Annotated in this window: 13 protein-coding genes and 1 pseudogene; 10 read left to right on the top strand and 4 right to left on the bottom strand. The window is 35.1% G+C overall.

Annotated elements, in window-relative coordinates:
- Positions 1–170: 170 nt before the first annotated feature.
- Positions 171–1,388 carry a peroxiredoxin family protein gene (locus tag ABID42_RS15735; RefSeq protein WP_367284472.1) on the top strand — a complete coding sequence of 406 codons (1,218 nt, stop codon included), beginning with the start codon at positions 171–173 and terminating at the stop codon, positions 1,386–1,388.
- A 54-nt stretch (positions 1,389–1,442) separates the two neighbouring features.
- Here the strand turns inward: ABID42_RS15735 and nhaD are convergent, their stop codons facing one another.
- Positions 1,443–2,735: a sodium:proton antiporter NhaD gene (nhaD, locus tag ABID42_RS15730; protein ID WP_367284471.1), complete on the bottom strand. Its 1,293-nt coding sequence runs from the start codon at positions 2,733–2,735 to the stop codon at positions 1,443–1,445.
- Between the two features lie 282 nt (positions 2,736–3,017).
- Here nhaD and ABID42_RS15725 point away from each other — a divergent pair, with 282 nt between their 5' ends.
- From ABID42_RS15725 to tnpA, 9 genes and pseudogenes are all read left to right on the top strand, one after another.
- On the top strand, positions 3,018–4,223 hold the full coding sequence (locus tag ABID42_RS15725; protein WP_323325793.1) for an aminotransferase class I/II-fold pyridoxal phosphate-dependent enzyme: 1,206 nt from the start codon (positions 3,018–3,020) through the stop codon (positions 4,221–4,223).
- Positions 4,224–4,506: 283 nt separating this feature from the next.
- Positions 4,507–5,550, top strand: a complete 1,044-nt coding sequence (locus tag ABID42_RS15720) for a sensor histidine kinase (protein ID WP_323256221.1) — start codon at positions 4,507–4,509, stop codon at positions 5,548–5,550.
- A 223-nt stretch (positions 5,551–5,773) separates the two neighbouring features.
- Complete coding sequence (locus ABID42_RS15715) at positions 5,774–6,580, top strand: response regulator (protein WP_323325789.1); 807 nt, start codon at positions 5,774–5,776, stop codon at positions 6,578–6,580.
- A 316-nt stretch (positions 6,581–6,896) separates the two neighbouring features.
- Complete coding sequence (locus tag ABID42_RS15710) at positions 6,897–7,685, top strand: lysophospholipid acyltransferase family protein (RefSeq protein WP_367284470.1); 789 nt, start codon at positions 6,897–6,899, stop codon at positions 7,683–7,685.
- A gap of 108 nt (positions 7,686–7,793) precedes the next feature.
- A complete protein-coding gene (locus tag ABID42_RS15705; RefSeq protein ID WP_367284469.1) occupies positions 7,794–8,573 on the top strand; it encodes a TIGR00266 family protein in 780 nt (259 codons plus the stop codon).
- Positions 8,574–8,671: 98 nt separating this feature from the next.
- On the top strand, positions 8,672–9,295 hold the full coding sequence (gldD, locus tag ABID42_RS15700) for a gliding motility lipoprotein GldD (RefSeq protein ID WP_367284468.1): 624 nt from the start codon (positions 8,672–8,674) through the stop codon (positions 9,293–9,295).
- A 104-nt stretch (positions 9,296–9,399) separates the two neighbouring features.
- Positions 9,400–10,125: a nitroreductase family protein gene (locus ABID42_RS15695; protein WP_367284467.1), complete on the top strand. Its 726-nt coding sequence runs from the start codon at positions 9,400–9,402 to the stop codon at positions 10,123–10,125.
- Between the two features lie 21 nt (positions 10,126–10,146).
- Positions 10,147–11,613 (top strand): amidohydrolase, encoded by a 1,467-nt coding sequence (locus tag ABID42_RS15690; protein WP_367284466.1) that lies wholly within the window; start codon positions 10,147–10,149, stop codon positions 11,611–11,613.
- A gap of 257 nt (positions 11,614–11,870) precedes the next feature.
- Positions 11,871–12,332, top strand: a pseudogene (tnpA, locus tag ABID42_RS24000) (IS200/IS605 family transposase).
- A 172-nt stretch (positions 12,333–12,504) separates the two neighbouring features.
- Here tnpA and ABID42_RS15680 read toward each other — a convergent pair.
- The 3 genes from ABID42_RS15680 to ABID42_RS15670 all read right to left on the bottom strand — a co-directional run bounded on the left by ABID42_RS15680 (position 12,505) and on the right by ABID42_RS15670 (position 17,935).
- Complete coding sequence (locus tag ABID42_RS15680) at positions 12,505–12,990, bottom strand: hypothetical protein (RefSeq protein ID WP_367284464.1); 486 nt, start codon at positions 12,988–12,990, stop codon at positions 12,505–12,507.
- 368 nt (positions 12,991–13,358) lie between these two features.
- On the bottom strand, positions 13,359–14,690 hold the full coding sequence (locus tag ABID42_RS15675) for a vanadium-dependent haloperoxidase (protein WP_367284463.1): 1,332 nt from the start codon (positions 14,688–14,690) through the stop codon (positions 13,359–13,361).
- Complete coding sequence (locus ABID42_RS15670; protein ID WP_367284462.1) at positions 14,687–17,935, bottom strand: VCBS repeat-containing protein; 3,249 nt, start codon at positions 17,933–17,935, stop codon at positions 14,687–14,689. Before ABID42_RS15670 ends, ABID42_RS15675 begins: the two co-directional genes overlap by 4 nt.
- Between the last annotated feature and the right edge of the window lie 124 nt (positions 17,936–18,059).

Raw genomic sequence — 18,059 nt, 5'->3', positions numbered from 1 at the left:
TTGAAGATGTGGAGATTTGAAGATTTGAAAATATACCCATTTGAAAATTAATCAATGGAACAAATACATAAAAACTTTTTGTTTGAATTTCAAAGAATTGATTCCATTTTCAAATATTCAAATCCTCAAATTTTCAAATTCTATTTTCATCAACTATCATTTACTTCACAATGAAAAAATTAATCATTTTATTATTATTTACGCTGGTTTGGCAAAATGTGGAAGCACAAGTAGCTACTCGTTGGCGAGCAACGGTTCAAACCGATGGCGGAGCATTACCTTTTGGACTTGAAATCAAACCTACTAAAAACAAAAACAAGTTTGATGTTTACGTTTTAAATGCTTCTGAAAGATTCAAAACCGACGAAGCTACTTTAGAAGGCGATTCTCTGATTATTCCAATCTCTTTATTTGATGCAGAAATCGTAGCCAAGAAAAATGCACAATCGTTGGTGGGATTTTATCGTAAAAACAAAGGTCGCAAATCTTATATAGAATCACCATTTCAAGCTAGTTTGGGTTATTTAAACAGATTTAGAACGAACAAAATGGCGATTCGTGGCAATGCTACAGGAAAATGGTCAGTTAATTTTATTAACGCTGAAACCCAAAAAGCAAGTTTTGCAGTGGGCACTTTTCAACAAAAAGGAACAATTGTAACTGGTTCTTTCTTAACAACCACTGGCGATTATCGTTACATGGACGGAAACATTGTTGGCGATAGTCTTTTCCTTTCTACTTTCGACGGTTCGCACGCTTTTTTATTAAAAGCAAAAGTAGATGGGGATAAAATTACAGGCAAATTTTTTGGAGGAATTAAAGGTTCGAAAATCTTCGAAGCCCAAAGAGATGAAAATGCAAGTTTGCCCGATTTAGGAAAAATCACTTATTTAAAAGAAGGCTATGAACGTTTTGATTTTTCTTTTTTAAACGAAAAAGGTGAGAAAATTTCTCTTTCGGATGATGCTTATAAAGGGAAAGTACTTGTTGTACAAATTTTAGGTTCTTGGTGCCCAAACTGTATGGACGAAACTAATTATTTAGTACCTTTTTACAAAAAAAATAAAGCTCGTGGATTTGAAGTAGTAGGTTTAGCTTATGAGAAATCAACTGAAACAGAATTTTTCAAACAAAAAATGGCTCTACTTCGCAAACGTTTCGGCATTGATTATCAGTTATTAAATGCTGGCGTAAATAGTTCAGAAAGCGCTTCGCAAAGTTTACCTTCACTTAACCAAGTAATCGGTTTTCCAACAACGATTGTTTTAGACAAAAAAGGCGATATTCGTTTAACACATGCAGGTTTTTCAGGTCCTGGTACTGGGAAATATTATACCGAATGGGTTCACGAATTTGAAAGTAAAATTGATGAATTGATTAAAGAGTAATATTTTTCAAAAGAGAAGCCCAGCAAATTTGTTAGGCTTCTCTTTTGAAATTTTTTAATGTAACAAAGCAAAAATCAATAAGTAAGCTCCTACACCCGCAAAATAACCAAGTAAAGCCGTAAAACTGATTTTTCGCATATACCAAAGAAAATCTATTTTCTCCATACCCATTACTGCTACACCAGCCGCCGAACCAATAATTAAAATACTTCCTCCTGTTCCAGCACAATATGCCATAAATTCCCAAATTTTCGAATCCGTCGGGAAAGCCGTTAAATCGTACATTCCCATCGAAGCTGCCACCAAAGGTACGTTATCAATTACAGCCGAAGCCAAGCCAATTACCACTACAATAATATCTTGATTTCCGATAGATTTATCCATCCAAGTAGCCAATTCCGTCAATAAATGTGTGGATTCTAAAGCACTGATAGCTATTAAAATTCCTAAGAAAAACAAAATACTTGAAGTATCTATTTTACTCAAGGCATGGGCTACAGTAAAAGGCTTTTTCTCTTCTTCATCTTTACCAGAATGAAGTATTTCAGAAACAATCCAAACGATACTCAATCCTAACAAAATACCCATATAAGGTGGTAAATGTGTGATGGTTTTAAAAATAGGAACAAACAATAAAGTACAGAATCCTGTAAAAAGCATTATCAAAGAATTTTGCGTTTGGATAATTACTTGATGTACTTCTTCAGGTTTAGCCTCCTCTTCTTTCGCTTTTTTTACTGAGCCTTTTAATTGAAAGGTTAAATAAACCAATGGAATGATGAGGGAAATCAAACTTGGAATCAACAACATTTTCATGATGTTTACTGGTGTAATTTGTCCGCCAATCCAAAGCATCGTAGTTGTTACATCCCCAATTGGCGACCACGCTCCACCCGCATTTGCTGCAATAATTACAATTCCGGCAAACAGTTTTCGAGATTCTGAATCTTTTATCAATTTCCGAATCACCGAAACCATCACAATGGCTGAAGTAAGATTATCCAATACCGATGATAAAAAGAAAGTAATAAAGGCTATCGTCCAGAGTAATGTTACTTTATTTTTACTTGTAATGCGGTCGGTAATTAATTTAAAACCTTGATGGGCATCAATCAATTCTACAATCGTCATTGCACCCAACAAAAAGAAAAGTATTTCAGAAACTGAACCTAAATGATGTGAAAGTTCGCTTAAAACAAGTTCTTTGTCGGATGAAAAAACCACATAAATCGTCCAACATAAAACTCCCGTTAGTAAAGCTGTTGCTGTTTTATTGATTTTAATAGGATGTTCTAAAGCAATGCCTAAATAGCCTATTATAAAAATTGATATAATTAAAATCTGCATTCGTTAATGAGTTATGTTGTCGGTAAAGATAAAATAAATATCCTTGTTAATTTCAAACGATTATACTTACAGATTAGCTTTCTTTGAAAATTTTGCATTGAAAAGAATGAAAAAATGCAAGAATTTCATTCATGATTTACAAAATAGCAGCAGAAATACTCAATAAATTCCTTTTTTTCTTTCGCATCCCATAATACTCTTCTAACTTTGTGGGATTTAATTTTTTTCTTATGAAAGTTCTTCGAAGGACTTTCTGATTTCCATAAATAAATTCTAGCAAAAATGAGTTCAATAGTATCGCTCGCAGACCGCATTAATGCACTGGAGGAGTCAGCAACGCTCGGGATGACAAAAAAAGCCCGTGAACTTGCTGCTCAGGGACACAAAGTAATCAGCCTTTCAGTAGGCGAACCAGATTTCAAAACCCCAAAGCACATTTGCGATGCCGCCAAAAAAGCCATTGATGATGGTTTTCATGGTTATTCGCCTGTAGCTGGTTATCCTGACCTTCGCAAAGCGATTGCTGATAAGCTCAAACGTGATAATAATATCGAATGGAATCCTGAAAACATCGTTGTTTCTACAGGAGCGAAACATTCATTAGCAAACGTGATTTCAACTTTGGTAAATCCAGGTGAAGAAGTAATCATTTTTGCTCCATATTGGGTTTCTTACTCTGAAATGGTAAAATTAGCTGAAGGTACTTCAGTAATTGTTGATGGTGCTTTTGATAATAACTTCAAAGTAACACCAGAACAATTTGAAGCAGCAATTACTCCAAAAACGAAATTGGTGATGTTTGCTTCGCCAAACAACCCAACTGGTTCTGTTTATACTGAAGCTGAATTAAGAGCTATAGGTGCTATTGTAGCGAAACATCCAAATATTTTTGTAATGGCTGATGAGATTTACGAATACATCAACTTTACAGAAGCTGGACATTTTTCTATCGGTTCAATTCCTGAAATTAAAGACCAAGTAATCACTGTAAATGGTGTTGCGAAAGGTCATGCGATGACAGGCTGGAGAATTGGTTTTATCGCTGCGGCAAAATGGATTGCTGATGGTGTTGAAAAATTACAAGGACAAGTTACTTCTGGAACGAATTCTATTGCACAAAAAGCAGCTACTGTTGCTTTCAACGGTACTTTAGAAGAAGCTTACAAAATGAAAGAAGCTTATCTTCGTCGCCGTGATTTAGTAGTTGGTCTTTTGCGTGAAATCGAAGGTTTCAAAGTAAATATGCCAGACGGTGCATTCTATGCTTTTCCAGATGTAAGTTATTACTTCGGAAAATCTGATGGCACAACAACAATCAAAGATTCTGATGATTTCTCTATGTGGCTTTTAGCAGACGCTTTCGTTGCTACTGTAGCTGGAACAAGTTTTGGTGCGCCAGACTGTGTTCGTATCTCAACTGCTGCTGCTGACGAACAATTGGTTGAAGCTTGCGAAAGAATTAAAGCCTCGGTTGCGAAATTAAAATAATGATTTTTCTCAGTATTTGAAAAACAAACGTCCACAAGGTTGTTACCTTGTGGATTTTTTTTATAATTTACCTTATATCTTCATATCAATACCGTAAAAGCATAAATCTCGTTAAGTATCTATTCTATAATTTTATTTGGTAAAATAATTAAAATTCTTTGTAAGGACTTTTATATACTATATCTTTCATTTATGGAAATTTTATATCTAATATTGATATAATGAAATTTGTTTTGATTACTTTGTGAAGTAAAGCCTAACGACGATAAGAAGATTAAAGAGTATGGAAAAGAAAAAAATATATTGGACAATTCAACTGACTTGTTGGAGTCTATATATTGTTTATACAACAAGTGAATACATTTATTATGACGTTAATATATCTACGGCTATCATTTCAGGATTCACAAACTTTCTGGTATTTATTGGTTGTACGCATACTTATTATTCAATTGTTAATCCTAAAAAGATAGAATCACTCAATTGGCAAAAATTCATTTTGTATCCCATCATTGCCAATTTTATTATTGCTATTGTAGTTTACTTTATTGATTTTCTGTTTCTGAATATTACCATCCCGTATTCCAATAATATTCAATCAGATTTTCTAGGCAATGCTTTTCAATTTGTTAAAACATTTAGATTCATCATGCCTTGGTTTATATTCTATCATGGAATTAAGTTTGCTAAAAAAGCAATTCATGAAGAAAGAGCAAAAGTAGAAGCCGAAATACATATCAAAGAAGTAGAATTAGTAAGTTTACGAAGCCAATTAAACCCTCATTTTTTATTCAATTCACTCAATAGCATTCAGGCACTTACTTTGTCTGAGCCAAAAATGGCAAGAGATGCCACCATTAAACTTTCTGATTTACTCAGAATGTCGCTTTCATTTTATGAATTAAAAGATATTACTTTTCAAGAAGAATTGAATCTTGTAAAAAATTATCTTGATCTTGAAAAAATGCGTTTCGATGACCGTTTAAATTATAAAACAAATGTCAGTAAAAGTGTGCTTGCAGCCAGAATTCCTCCGATGTCATTACAATTATTAGCAGAAAACGCCATCAAGCATGGTATTGGCAAGCTAAAAAATGGCGGAGAAATCATTGTTTTTGCCCATAAAAAAAATAATTTATTAGTTTTTGGGATACAGAATACTGGCACAATTTTGGCGGAAAATTCTGAGAAAAAGACTCGAAAAGGAATTGGCTTAGAAAATCTTAAGAGAAGACTTCTTATTAATTATGGCTTAAAAGATGCCATCGTAATTTATGCCGAGGACAATATGGTAACGGCTCAGGTAAGTATTCCCCTGAAAGTGTAACTTCATTCTAATAATATTGTTTTTTCTTGCCGAAAAAACTTTATTTCAACGTTAATCAAAAATAAATAAGAAAAAAAAAGCTAATTAAGCCATTTTTTTTCCTTGAAAATGATTTGAAATTTACTATATTAGCGGAAAATACAGGTAAGTACAACTAGAGCACTACCCCTGAGAGGATCACAGGTGATGACCTATATTAATTATTGCAAATCAGTTAAGTGAGATGGCTAATAGAAAACCTTACTCTCCAAGAGCTGTTGATCGCCAATATCAAGACTTGTCCAATATTAAGCCAATGAGTAAGAAAATTAAGACTATCTTGGTGGATGACGAGAGGTTAGCTCGCCAAGAATTAAAGTACTTGTTACAAGACTATCCGGATATTCAAATCATTGATGAAGCCGAAAATGTGGACGATGCTATCGAAAAAATCCATCGTTTACAGCCTGACTTGATTTTTTTGGATATTGAAATGCCAGAAAAAAATGGTTTCGACTTATTGGATGAACTGGAATTCATTCCTAAAATAGTATTTGTAACGGCTTATAATCAATATGCGATTCAAGCATTTGAATCGGAAGCAATGGATTATCTCTTGAAACCGATGAAAGCCGAAAGACTTTCAAGAACAATTGAGAAAATCCGTGCTGAAATCCAGCAAACAAGAATTTCAGAAGCTGTTTCGGAAGGAAGACTTCCACCAGACAAAAGAATTTTCTTGAAAGATGGCGACAAATGTTATTTCGTAAGGTTAACAGAAATATACATGATTGAATCTGTAGGTAATTACTGTCGTTTCCATTTCGGAAGTAACAGGCCGATGATTCACCGTTCTTTGAATAAAATTCAAGAACGTTTAGACCCTAACACTTTCTTCAGAGCCAATCGTCAGCAAATTATCAATACTGAATATATTGCTGAAATAGACTCTTATTACAAAGGTGGAATGAAGGTTGTTTTGAATAATGGAATCGAATTAGAAATTTCAACCAGAAACTCGGTTGCCTTTAAAGATATGATGGGAATATAAAATGATTTTTATCACTTTTCCACTAAAAGTCCTCAAAAATTTATTTTGAGGACTTTTTTCATTCCGCACTTGAACGGTTTTTTAAAATTTCAAAATGAATATTCATCACTTCATCCTTTTTTTCAGGACAACATAACCGTTAAACAGAATTTATCCTCCTATTTCTGCGGAAATGTACTTTCTCTTGCTTTTGTTATCATGAGTTAAGTATATTTGCTCAAGGTAATTTAATAATTACTCATAGAAAGGTTTAATAGTGGCGGCTATTAAACCTTTTTTTTATTGCCAATCATTTATCTGCAAGACCATCGGCTGAATGTCAGATTTTACTATCTTTGCCTTTATGCGAATTCTAAGATTTTTATATACCGCTTGGGCTATTTTCTGGTTTGTATCGTTATTTTTAATTCTCTTCCCTTTCTTCTGGCTTTTTCTTCAGAAAGAAACATGGAAACCGAAAGCTCATTATTTGAACCGATTATGGGGTAAGCTTTACTTCCCAATAATTGGAATGCCCATCAATATAAAATATGAAGCTGAAATAGATGTAAACAAAACTTACGTTTTTTGCGCCAATCACTTTTCATACTTAGATATTGCCGTGATGGGCTTGGTCATCAAAAACTATTATGCCTTTGTAGGAAAAGCTGGACTCAAAAAAGTACCTCTATTCGGGTATATGTTTAGAAAACTGCATATTCAGGTAGATAGAAACGATAAACACAGTCGCTCAGTTTCTCTCACTCGTTCCTTAAAAGCCTTGAAGAATGGTAGAAGTATCATCATTTTTCCAGAGGGTGGTATCAAAGCAAAACATCCTCCCAAATTACATCTACCCTTGAAAGACGGTGGTTTTGTCATGGCAATCAATCAACAAATACCTATTGTACCGATTACTTTTCTGAATAATTTTCAGATTTTAGAAGATGGGAAATACCTCCTTAAGCCTAAAGCCGTTAAAGTAATCGTACACAAACCCATAGAAACAAAAGGAATGACTAGTAATGACGTTGAAGCATTGAAGGAGAAATTCAAAGAAGTTGTTCAAGGAACACTAGATATTACTCATCAAACTCAAAGCATTTTCCAAGAAAGTATCTCATAAAGTCCAATCAAAAGACTTTGCTACCTGTTATCCAAAATCTTTGTATCTTTTGAAAGGATAAGATTTACTTTGAATAAAATAAACAATCAAAATCTAAACGATAATAACATGTACTCTCACGAAATTGATTACAAAATTATAGGAGAAGATATCCAATTAGTAGAAGTAGAACTTGACCCTAACGAAACCGTTATTGCTGAAGCTGGCACTATGTGTTACATGGAAGAAGGTATTGTTTTTGAAACCAAGATGGGTGATGGTTCAAGTGCTGATAATTCATTAATTGGCAAGCTTTTTCAAGCGGGTTCTCGTTTATTAACTGGCGAATCGCTCTTTATGACACATTTTACCAATCGTGGTTATGGCAAACGTAAAGTAGCTTTTGCAGCACCACATCCTGGTACTATTATCCCGATTAACCTTGCAACTCTTCCAGGTAATACTTTGATTGCTCAAAAAGATAGTTTTCTTTGTGCTGCTTTAGGAACAAAGGTTTCTATTACTTTTAATCAAAAAATTGGTGCTGGCTTTTTCGGTGGTGAAGGTTTTATTTTAGAGAAACTTCAAGGTGATGGCTTAGCCTTTGTTCATGCTGGCGGTACAATCATCGAAAAGACCTTGAACAACGAAACATTAAGAATTGATACTGGCTGTATTGTAGCTTTTGAGCAAACTTTAAGCTACGACATCCAAAAAGCTGGGAATTTAAAATCTATGATTTTAGGCGGTGAAGGTCTTTTCTTAGCCACTATGCGTGGTACTGGTAGAGTTTGGATTCAGTCTATGCCATTATCTAAGTTAATTCGTACACTATCGCCTTATGGTGGCAATGCGAATAAAGAAAGTGGTTCCGTATTAGGTGGTTTAGGTAATATTTTAGGTGACTAAGCGTTGTTTGTCGGTGCTTTTCATCTCTCGACAATCAATTTATCATATTCAATAAAAGCTTCATTCTTTTGAATCAAGCTTTTACATTCAAACAATCAATGATTTATCAAAAAGGATTCTTTCATCAAATTAGTGCAAGCTTATTAGCTTGCACTTTTCTTGTTTTCGGACTAAGTAGTTGTAGAAAAACAAAGGACGATAGCGATTTCGTACCAAAGCCTAAAGGTTTTAATCGCATAGATTTACCTTCAACACATTATGTTCAATTACTTGAAAATCATCCTTATACATTTCAATATTCCAGTCAGGCAATTATTAAACCTGATACCGTAGCATGGGCAGAACCTCATTGGATTTATGTGTATTATCCAGCTTACAAAGCGATGATTCAACTTACCTACAAATCGCTTAACAATGACCCGACCAAACTTTCAAGACTTATTGACGATGCTTACAAATTAGCAGCAAAACATAGTCAAAAAGCTTCGTCTATTCAAAATTCAATCCTCACAACTCCCAAAGGCGAAAAAGTAATGTTGATGAGATTGGAAGGCGAAGTACCTACCTACCTACAATTCTACACTACCGACTCCACAAAGCATTATTTACGTGGAGCGCTTTACTTCAACACAGCCTTGAAAAGCGATTCACTAGAACCCGTTATTGAATACCTTAAAAAGGATGTTATCAAAATGGTAAATACCCTTCAATGGAAACAATAATCTAACTCATCATATCATTTTAGTAAGCCAGTACTTAGGTATTGGCTTTTTATTTTAAGGATTTTCGAGTAAATTACACTTACAAATTATCCTAACCATAAAATATGTTTGGCTCCACATTTCAAAGCATTGTAGATAGACGTCGCTCGGTAAGAATTTTCGATAACAATGCTCCTTTTGATGAATCCGTCGTTTCTAAATCCTTAGCATTATCTGTACTTTCTGCAAATAGCAGTAATATGCAGCTTTGGGAGTTTTATCAAATTAAAACTAAAGCTGTTCATGAAGCTCTTAATAAAGCTTGTATGGGGCAATCGGCTGCTAAAACGGCTAGTCAGTTAGTTGTTTTTGTGACTCGCCAAGATAAATGGAAAGAAAGAGTACAATGGAACATCGACAAGCTTGAAAAACAATTTGAAGGCAAAGAATTAACTAAAAAAGACCTTAGAGCTTTTGATTATTACAAGAAATTAATGCCATTGGTTTACAGATATGACCCATTCGGCTTTAATACCTTACTTCGTAGTATTATCGTATTTTTCATGGGCTTTAATAAACCCTTCTTGAGGATTCGTAATCATGGCGACCAGCGAGTAATGTGCCATAAATCATGTGCATTAGCGGCTCAAACATTTATGTTAAGCATGGCATCAGAGGGTTATGACACTTGCCCAATGGAAGGTTTTGATAGCGAATTGGTCAAAAAAATCTTAAAGCTTCCTTCTTCAGCAGAAATTAATATGATTATAGCATGCGGCATTGGAAAACCTGAAGGTATTTATTCAGATAGAGTCCGTGTGCCTAATCAAGAGGTAATATTTGAAGTATAATTAACAAACTATCTTTATTTTATGAAAAAACCATTATTACTCGCCCTCACGCTCATGTCATTTTTGGGAAATGCCCAAAAGAAAAAAGCAAGCACAACTTCATCTTCAGAAACCGACAAGCAAACTGTTATTAGCAACATCGATAAACGCTTCGATGAGTATGCAGGTATCTCTAAACAGATATGGAATTTTGCAGAATTGGGTTACATGGAAGAAAAGAGTTCTTTACTTTTACAAGAACAGCTAAAAAAAGAAGGCTTTACGGTACAAGCAGGCATAGCAGGGATTCCTACTGCATTTGTCGCAAGCTTTGGAGAAGGCAAGCCTGTGATTGGTATTTTAGGTGAATACGATGCTCTACCCGGTTTAGCTCAACAAGCTGTTCCTGAGATTAGTCCTATTCCCAATCAAAAAGGCGGTCATGGTTGCGGACATAATTTATTTGGTACTGCTTCAGTTGCTGCTGCCATTGAAGTAAAGAATTGGTTAGTAAAGTCTGGTCAAAAAGGGACTATCAAGATTTATGGTTGCCCCGCAGAAGAAGGTGGTTCGGGTAAAGTTTATATGGTACGAGACGGACTCTTCAATGATGTCGATGTAGTGCTTCATTGGCATCCTGGTGCTCAGAATTCAGCTGATGCGGGTACTTCTTTAGCCAATAAAAATGCTAAGTTTCGTTTTAAAGGAATTGCTTCACACGCTGCTGCATCTCCTGAACGTGGACGTTCTGCTTTAGATGGTGTTGAAGCAATGGATATGATGGTTAATATGATGCGTGAACATATCCCACAAGATACTCGTATCCATTATGTGATTACAAAAGGTGGTGAAGCACCTAATGTAGTACCTGCTTATGCCGAAGTATATTATTACGCTCGTCATAAAGACCGTGAGATTCTTCAAGGTGTTTGGAAGCGCATAGAAAATGCTGCACAAGGCGCAGCACTGGGAACAGGCACTAAAGTTGAATGGGAAGTATTAGGAGGTGTATTTAATTTGTTGCCAAATATTACTTTAGCCAATGTAATGCACAATAACTTGGCTAAAGTTGGCGGTGTAGTGTACAATGAAGAAGAAAAAAAGTTTGCTGTATCATTAAGTGAAACCTTAGGAGAACAAAAACAGCCTATCGAAAATGCAGTCTTGGTAAAAGATTTTCGTGATGGCTCAGAAAGTGCAACAAGCGGGGGCTCTACTGATGTAGGCGACGTTAGTTGGACAGTTCCAACGGTAGGATTACAAACAGCTACGTGGGTTCCGGGTTCATCAGCGCATAGTTGGCAATCAACCGCTGCAAGTGGTATGGGTATCGGGCAAAAAGGTATGATTGTAGCGGCTAAAACTTTAGCTTGTACAGCATTAGATTTATTCAAAGACCAAACATTAATTGACAAGGCAAAAGCAGAATGGACTCAAAAAAGAGGAGCTAATTTTAAGTACGAAGCTCTTTTAGGAGATAGAAAGCCTGCTTTAGATTATAGAAAGTAATAGAAAGCCTTGATTCTTTGCTATAAACATTCAAACCAAAAGGATTATTTAGTTCTAAATCCCGAAGGGATTAAATGTTTATAGCAAAAAATGAGAAGATTGTTCGACTCCGATGGAGTCGTATCCTTTATCTGTTTTACTCTATAAATATTTGACCATTTCATGGTCATTGGACTCCTAATTTGTCTTTTCTATAAACATTTAATCCCTTCGGGATTTAAAAACGAATAATAATATACACACTACCTTCTAATAAAATGGCAGGAACATTTTCACAAATCTATATCCAAGTAGTTTTTGCCGTAAGAAGCAGAAACAGTTTAATCCATTCTACCTGGGAAGAAGAACTTTACAAATACATCTCTGGAATTTGTAAAAATAAAGGACAAAAATTGTTGGCTATCAATGGAATGCCAGACCATATCCATATTCTGATTGGGCTAAAGCCATCATCTTGTTTATCAGATTTAGTCCGAGAAATTAAAAAATCATCAAATGATTTTATTAATGAAAAAAGATTTACTCCATCAAAATTTCAATGGTAAGAAGGATATGGTGCTTTTTCTTACAGCCATTCAGCACTGGACAATGTCATAGGTTATATCAATAACCAAAAAGAGCATCACCAAAAACATACCTTTAAAGAAGAGTATATTTCATTTCTAAAAAAATTTGAAATAGCATTTAAAGACGAATATCTGTTTGAATGGATTAGCTAATTTTGATGGAAATTAATTTGACTCTTTCCGGGTCTAAGAATAGTATATTTTATTCATTCTGCCATACGCATTTAATCCCTCCGGGATTTTATTGACAGAAAATATTTTACAAGTAGAAAAACTACGTGCAGAGCATGAAGCTCAGTCGCTAAAATAATGTGTTCATCTATTTCTATTGGATTTTAAAATACTTCATTGTTAAATTAGACAAAAGTAAATTTTCTATATTAACCTTTTGGTGTTTGATACTTTTCAAATGTTTTGTCAAAATATCATTTAAAGAAGGCATATATTTTACTTCTAAAAATTCCAGTATTTTTTGATAAGCTTTCATCAAAAATTCATCTCCAAACTGACAAGAAACCATGACGGTTCTTGGATTATTAGAAGCACGAGCCATACCAAAATAAAAGACTGATTGATCAATAATAGAGTCTTCGTAAAGAATAGGACTTTCTGAATTCTCAAATGACTGGTATAAAATTGAATTGAGTTCATTGAGTAACAAAGTAGATTCGTCTGCTTGTGTTTTGAAGTGTTGCTGTAGTTCTGGCGTGTAGATTGTTTCAGATAATTTGCCATATACCTCAATCCGTTGACTATTGATTTTGAAGATATTAAGCAAGCCTTTCAGTATTTCTTCGTTGATGATTTTCATGATATAATTGTGTTCATGTGAAAAACGGATGATTAAAACCTCTATTAACCATTAACAAAATGTCAACCTATTCAAAGCAAAAAACCTGTTCAATTCAATATTCTATTTCAAAAAAACACTTCTTCCTCAAATCGCAATCGCAAGCATACAATTAAGCAAAAAAATTATACCAGTTAAAACCCATGAAAACTTTGTTATTTTTTGTGCAAATGACTCTACAAGAGTAGTATTAAAGGGGAGAAAGAAGGCAATATTTTTACGCACTTCCTAGTACATACGTTGAGCGAATACATCAACATTCAGTATTCCACATTTTAAAAATGGAGAATACTGAATAAGAAAACTGAGAATGAATTAGTTACAATACTTTATTTCACAAAAGACGAAACACCTAAATCCTGCATCTTTTTTACTATATGTTTACCTAAGTTTGCCCCTTGTTTTTGCCCGTTTTCGATGGAGTCTTTGAAGTGAATACCACCATAAAAACGTGACACGGCAGCTTCGTTAGCGGCTTGTCGGAAAGAAGTAAACTTTCGAGGTTGTAAATCAAAATAGATTTCAGAATCATCTATGTATTCAAAATTATCGCCTAAAAAATAAGTCAATACTTCTGCCGAAGCGGTTGAAATTACGCTGTGTCCGCTGGTATATTCTGGGAACGGTGGCGTTTGTAAAAGTGGTTGCCAACGAATATCAATCAACTTATTAATAACCGTTTCGGGTCTGATTCTATTACTTCGGTATTTTTCATCCCAACAACTAATAAAAGCATCCATCAAAGTGGTGGCTACCAAAGATTGTAATAATAATGATTGCCCAAATGAAAGCTTCGCTTTAGTGGAAACAATACTTGTGATATTCATCCAATGTCCCCCTGGACTCATTTTTTTGAATCCAATCGACATGTGCCCAGAAGTATTAATCGCAAAAGGATTGCAATCCCAAAAAGCGGCAATGGTTCTTTGTTCTAAAGTAGTGTTTTTACTAATGTCATACACTGCTTTCGCCAATTTATAAAATTCACTTCCCTCCTCGGCACTGTATGGAACTGGCGGAATTGGCTTAAATTGGTTACAAGTATCCATTACCATTGGTCTGATAGTTCGCCAATTGGGTTCAACGGCTTCCATGTAGGCAGGTGGAGTTGGATACCAATTCCCCTCTCCTTTTATGGGTTTGTATCTTCTTAAAGTACTTAGTTTTAAATAACCATCATTTTTTGCCCAAGCCACCATCTTTTGTGATACTTCTTGAGCAACATTGATAGAATTTGTAATGACTTGCTCTGAATAACCATCATTTTTCCAACTTTCAAGAATTTTCTTTTGATCTTCTTCCAACTGAAAACCCGAAGGCAACATTCTTTTTCCTGTTTCCAGAATGGCGTACAAAGCCGCTAAATGATAGTCGTACTCACCAGAATGTTGAATACTGAACTTCGGAAAACCTTTGATATAAGTGCTTGGCGATGGAATCGTTTTGTCATGTTGTGCCAGTATTTCGTGAGCACCCAACAAACTGTATGAGTAAAATCTACTTGCCGCTGGCGGATTTACCACATCATGGAGCATCACCATCGTCAAAGAGAAAACAGCAGGTTGTAAATAGGCTGTCGGTTCTTTTTTTGCCTTGAAAGCCTGTACCGAAAAAGTACAAAGTAAGGCTATCAGTAGGGAAAATTTTCTTAGATAAATCATTCTTTATAAAATTGAAGTGCTTGGTTAAAAGCAGCAATGATTAAATATTTTTCAGCCCCAATGTTCATTTCTACAAAAGATTTTACGTCGCCTTTCACCGAAAGTCCAGAAGTAATCTGATTGAGATAGATAAAATCTCCTTTGCCATTTCCTTTGAGCAGACAACCATAATTGGCATCCATACTGCCTAATTTCAAACGATTATCGGTTTTATTTCCCAATAACAAAAGGTCGCTTTTTCCGTCTTTGTCAAAATCCTTCACCAAAATCTGTGAAACGGGTGCAAATTGAGCTTGTAAAGGCAGTACTTTCTTTTTGTATTGAATACTTTTATCTGCTCCGATACTGCTTAGGAAACAAACGGTTCGGTTTTCATTCAGTGTTAAAATCGTTGCTTTGGCAATTTCATCTTTCGTCAATACTTCGTTGATTGTAGCGTCAGCGTAATTTTTATAGGAAGAGAATCGTCTTCTCATTGGGAAAATTTGGTCGTTCAATTCATCACGACTTACAAAAGGATATGATTTGCCTTGTACATAAAAATTCAAGAATGGGTCTATTGAGCCGTTATCATCAAAATCGGCAAAGTACAATTCAGCAGGTTGTTGCTTTGAAACTTTTATGACAGAATTTTCACCATAATTTCCTGCAATAATATCTTTTTGACCGTCACCATTTACGTCTTCTAAAGCCAGCGAAAACCACAAACCATTATCTGCTTCGGAGAAATAAGTACTTGTTTTATCCACAAAACCTTCTTGTTTGTTCAAGTAAATTTTGATAAGCATAAATTCCCCACAAATCACTAAATCTTGTCTGCCGTCGGCATCAATATCTGTCCACTGTGCATCTGTCAGCATTCCCAATTTGGCAAAAGGAATATTTTTTATGGTAAATTTCGCCTGACCATTATTTTCTAATAAAAACGATTCTGGTGCAGTGGGATAACGACCGGGCAGTACTCGTCCGCCCACAAACAAGTCTATGTCACCATCTTTATCAAAGTCGCAAGGACGCACAAATGCTTTGCTACTGGCACTCAAATTCGGCAAAGAGTAAGTAGAAGGGAATAATTTTCCTTTGCCATTGTTCAAGAAGATTTCATCTTGAAACGAAGGTGTATTTACTTCAAAAAGTGAATATCCACCTTTGGCAATGTACAAATCTTGGAAGCCATCGCCATTGGCATCAAAGAAAACTGCCGCAACAATAGAGGAATTGTTTTCGTCACCAATTTCTAAATTTTCAATCGGCAAAAAAGTACCATTACTTTGCTGAATCAGTACTTTTCCGTTACGATTTTTATCGCCACTCACAAAAACATCTTCCAAACCGTCCTTGTTCACATCACCTTTGGCAAGTACTGGCCCCGTCGCTGAATACATAAACAGCATTAAAGGCTGACGCTTGAAATCGTTTTCAATAAAAGGCTCGTGTAAATAGGGAATTTTTGAAGATACTTTCTGAAAAATTGGGTCTTCGATAAGTTCAAAAGAGGAAATCGGCTCGCTATTCTTTTTAATAGAAAGTAATTTGTCTGCCGACAATGCTTTGAGCCACTGTTCGGTGTGGTCGGGCCAAACGATTTTGAGCGAATCGACTTTTGTATTTTTCCCCAAACCAAAATGTAAACGCATGGGTTCACAAGACAAATAACCACGATAAGGATTTACTTCTTGGTATTGTACTTGACCGCCAGCATATAAATATACTTTAGCACCCAATACTGTTTTTGTGGTTTTGTCAGCAATAAGATTTACTTGTAAATAATGTCCTTGAGCATTTTCTCTACTTGTATTTTGATAAAAAGAAACTTCTTCGTTGATATTATTAATCAACAAATCTAAGTCACCATCGTTGTCTAAATCTGCATAAGCTGCTCCGCTTGAAATACTTGGAGCAGACATTCCCCAAGCCTCTTGCTGGTTACTAAAAGTTAAATCACCATTATTTTTAAAGATATAATTGGGCAATTTTGTTGAAGGCATCGCACGCACCAAATCCATCAATTGAATGGGTTCTCTGTCCATTGCTTTTCGGATTTTGTAGTCGCCCCAATATCGTAAAAAATCTTTGTTGGTATAATCTCTTAAATAACCATTACTGATAAAAACGTCTTTCAATCCATCATTGTCAAAATCAACAATGAGCGGACACCAACTCCAGTCGGTACTTGATAGCCCCGAAAGGCGAGCAATTTCACTAAAAAATGGAATTTTATTTCGGTCATTTCCTTGATTCAGTTGCAACATATTGTGCATATATTGTTTCTGAAGACCTTGATTTTGCATGAGTTCAAAAGACTCATAATTTTCTTGTAATTGTAATAGCTTTTGTCTTCGATTATCTTCTGGAAGCATATCCAGCGAAAGAATATCAGGCAAAGCATCATTATTTATATCGGCAATGTCCACGCCCATCGAGAATTGAGCCAGATGTTGCAATGACTTTTTGGTGTCTTCCAGAAAAGTACCATTGCCTTTGTTGATGTACAAATAATCGGGTTCGTTATAATCGTTGGTAACGTAAATGTCCAGCAATCCATCTTTATTGATGTCTGAAATGGCAACACCCAAACCAAAAGTAAGTGGATATTGATGAATACCAGCTTTGGCAGAAACGTCTTCAAAATGTCCGTTTTTATTTTCAAATAAACGATTTCCAGCTAGAGGGTCAATTTCATTTCTGAGGCGAGCCAACTCCATGTTATCATACTTCTTTACATTATGATTAAGCAAGAACATATCTAAATCTCCGTCTGAATCATAATCTAAAAAAGCCGCTTGCGTACTGTAACAAGGACTATCTAAACCATACTCTTTTGCCTTTTCGATGAATTTTACAGAACCATCTTTTTGTTTGCCAAGATTGATAAATAACTGATTTCGGCGATTGTCTTCCTCTACTTTTCCTGAATAACAAATATAAATATCCAAGTATCCGTCGCCATTCACGTCCGCCATGGTTACTCCAGTTTTCCAAGCTCCTTTTCTACCTTCCAAATCTTTTGAAGCCGCTTTGGTAATGTCTTTGAATTGTAATTTTCCTAAGTTCAAGTACAGTTTATTGGCTTTCATGTTGGCGGTAAAGAACACATCTTCTAAACCATCATTATTTACATCGCCAACAGCTACGCCCGCACCATTGAAAAAGTACTCATAAGCCATTACGTTCAACTCTTCTGTTTCGTCAATTTGATTTTGGAAATCAATACCAGTTTTCTTTGAATCAAGCTTTTGAAACAAAGTTTGTTGAGATGATACTTCAAAGCATATCAAGCACCCAAAAAACAAGAAAAGGATTTGGAAAGAAAATTTGCTCATCACTGGAATCTTCATATAAATCTTATAAAAAACTTCGACCAAAAGG

This window comes from Arcicella rosea (genome assembly GCF_040543805.1).
Classification (GTDB): domain Bacteria; phylum Bacteroidota; class Bacteroidia; order Cytophagales; family Spirosomataceae; genus Arcicella; species Arcicella rosea.
This window is presented reverse-complemented; position numbering and strand designations above follow the sequence as displayed.

What these genes read in the sequence shown, in the direction of transcription:
- ABID42_RS15680 (WP_367284464.1), bottom strand. Translation starts at nt 12,990, where the DNA reads ATGAAAATCATCAACGAAGAAATACTGAAAGGCTTGCTTAATATCTTC.
- ABID42_RS15710 (WP_367284470.1), top strand. Translation starts at nt 6,897, where the DNA reads ATGTCAGATTTTACTATCTTTGCCTTTATGCGAATTCTAAGATTTTTA.
- ABID42_RS15725 (WP_323325793.1), top strand. Translation starts at nt 3,018, where the DNA reads ATGAGTTCAATAGTATCGCTCGCAGACCGCATTAATGCACTGGAGGAG.
- ABID42_RS15675 (WP_367284463.1), bottom strand. Translation starts at nt 14,690, where the DNA reads ATGATTTATCTAAGAAAATTTTCCCTACTGATAGCCTTACTTTGTACT.
- ABID42_RS15715 (WP_323325789.1), top strand. Translation starts at nt 5,774, where the DNA reads ATGGCTAATAGAAAACCTTACTCTCCAAGAGCTGTTGATCGCCAATAT.
- gldD (WP_367284468.1), top strand. Translation starts at nt 8,672, where the DNA reads ATGATTTATCAAAAAGGATTCTTTCATCAAATTAGTGCAAGCTTATTA.
- ABID42_RS15690 (WP_367284466.1), top strand. Translation starts at nt 10,147, where the DNA reads ATGAAAAAACCATTATTACTCGCCCTCACGCTCATGTCATTTTTGGGA.
- ABID42_RS15720 (WP_323256221.1), top strand. Translation starts at nt 4,507, where the DNA reads ATGGAAAAGAAAAAAATATATTGGACAATTCAACTGACTTGTTGGAGT.
- ABID42_RS15705 (WP_367284469.1), top strand. Translation starts at nt 7,794, where the DNA reads ATGTACTCTCACGAAATTGATTACAAAATTATAGGAGAAGATATCCAA.
- ABID42_RS15735 (WP_367284472.1), top strand. Translation starts at nt 171, where the DNA reads ATGAAAAAATTAATCATTTTATTATTATTTACGCTGGTTTGGCAAAAT.
- nhaD (WP_367284471.1), bottom strand. Translation starts at nt 2,735, where the DNA reads ATGCAGATTTTAATTATATCAATTTTTATAATAGGCTATTTAGGCATT.
- ABID42_RS15695 (WP_367284467.1), top strand. Translation starts at nt 9,400, where the DNA reads ATGTTTGGCTCCACATTTCAAAGCATTGTAGATAGACGTCGCTCGGTA.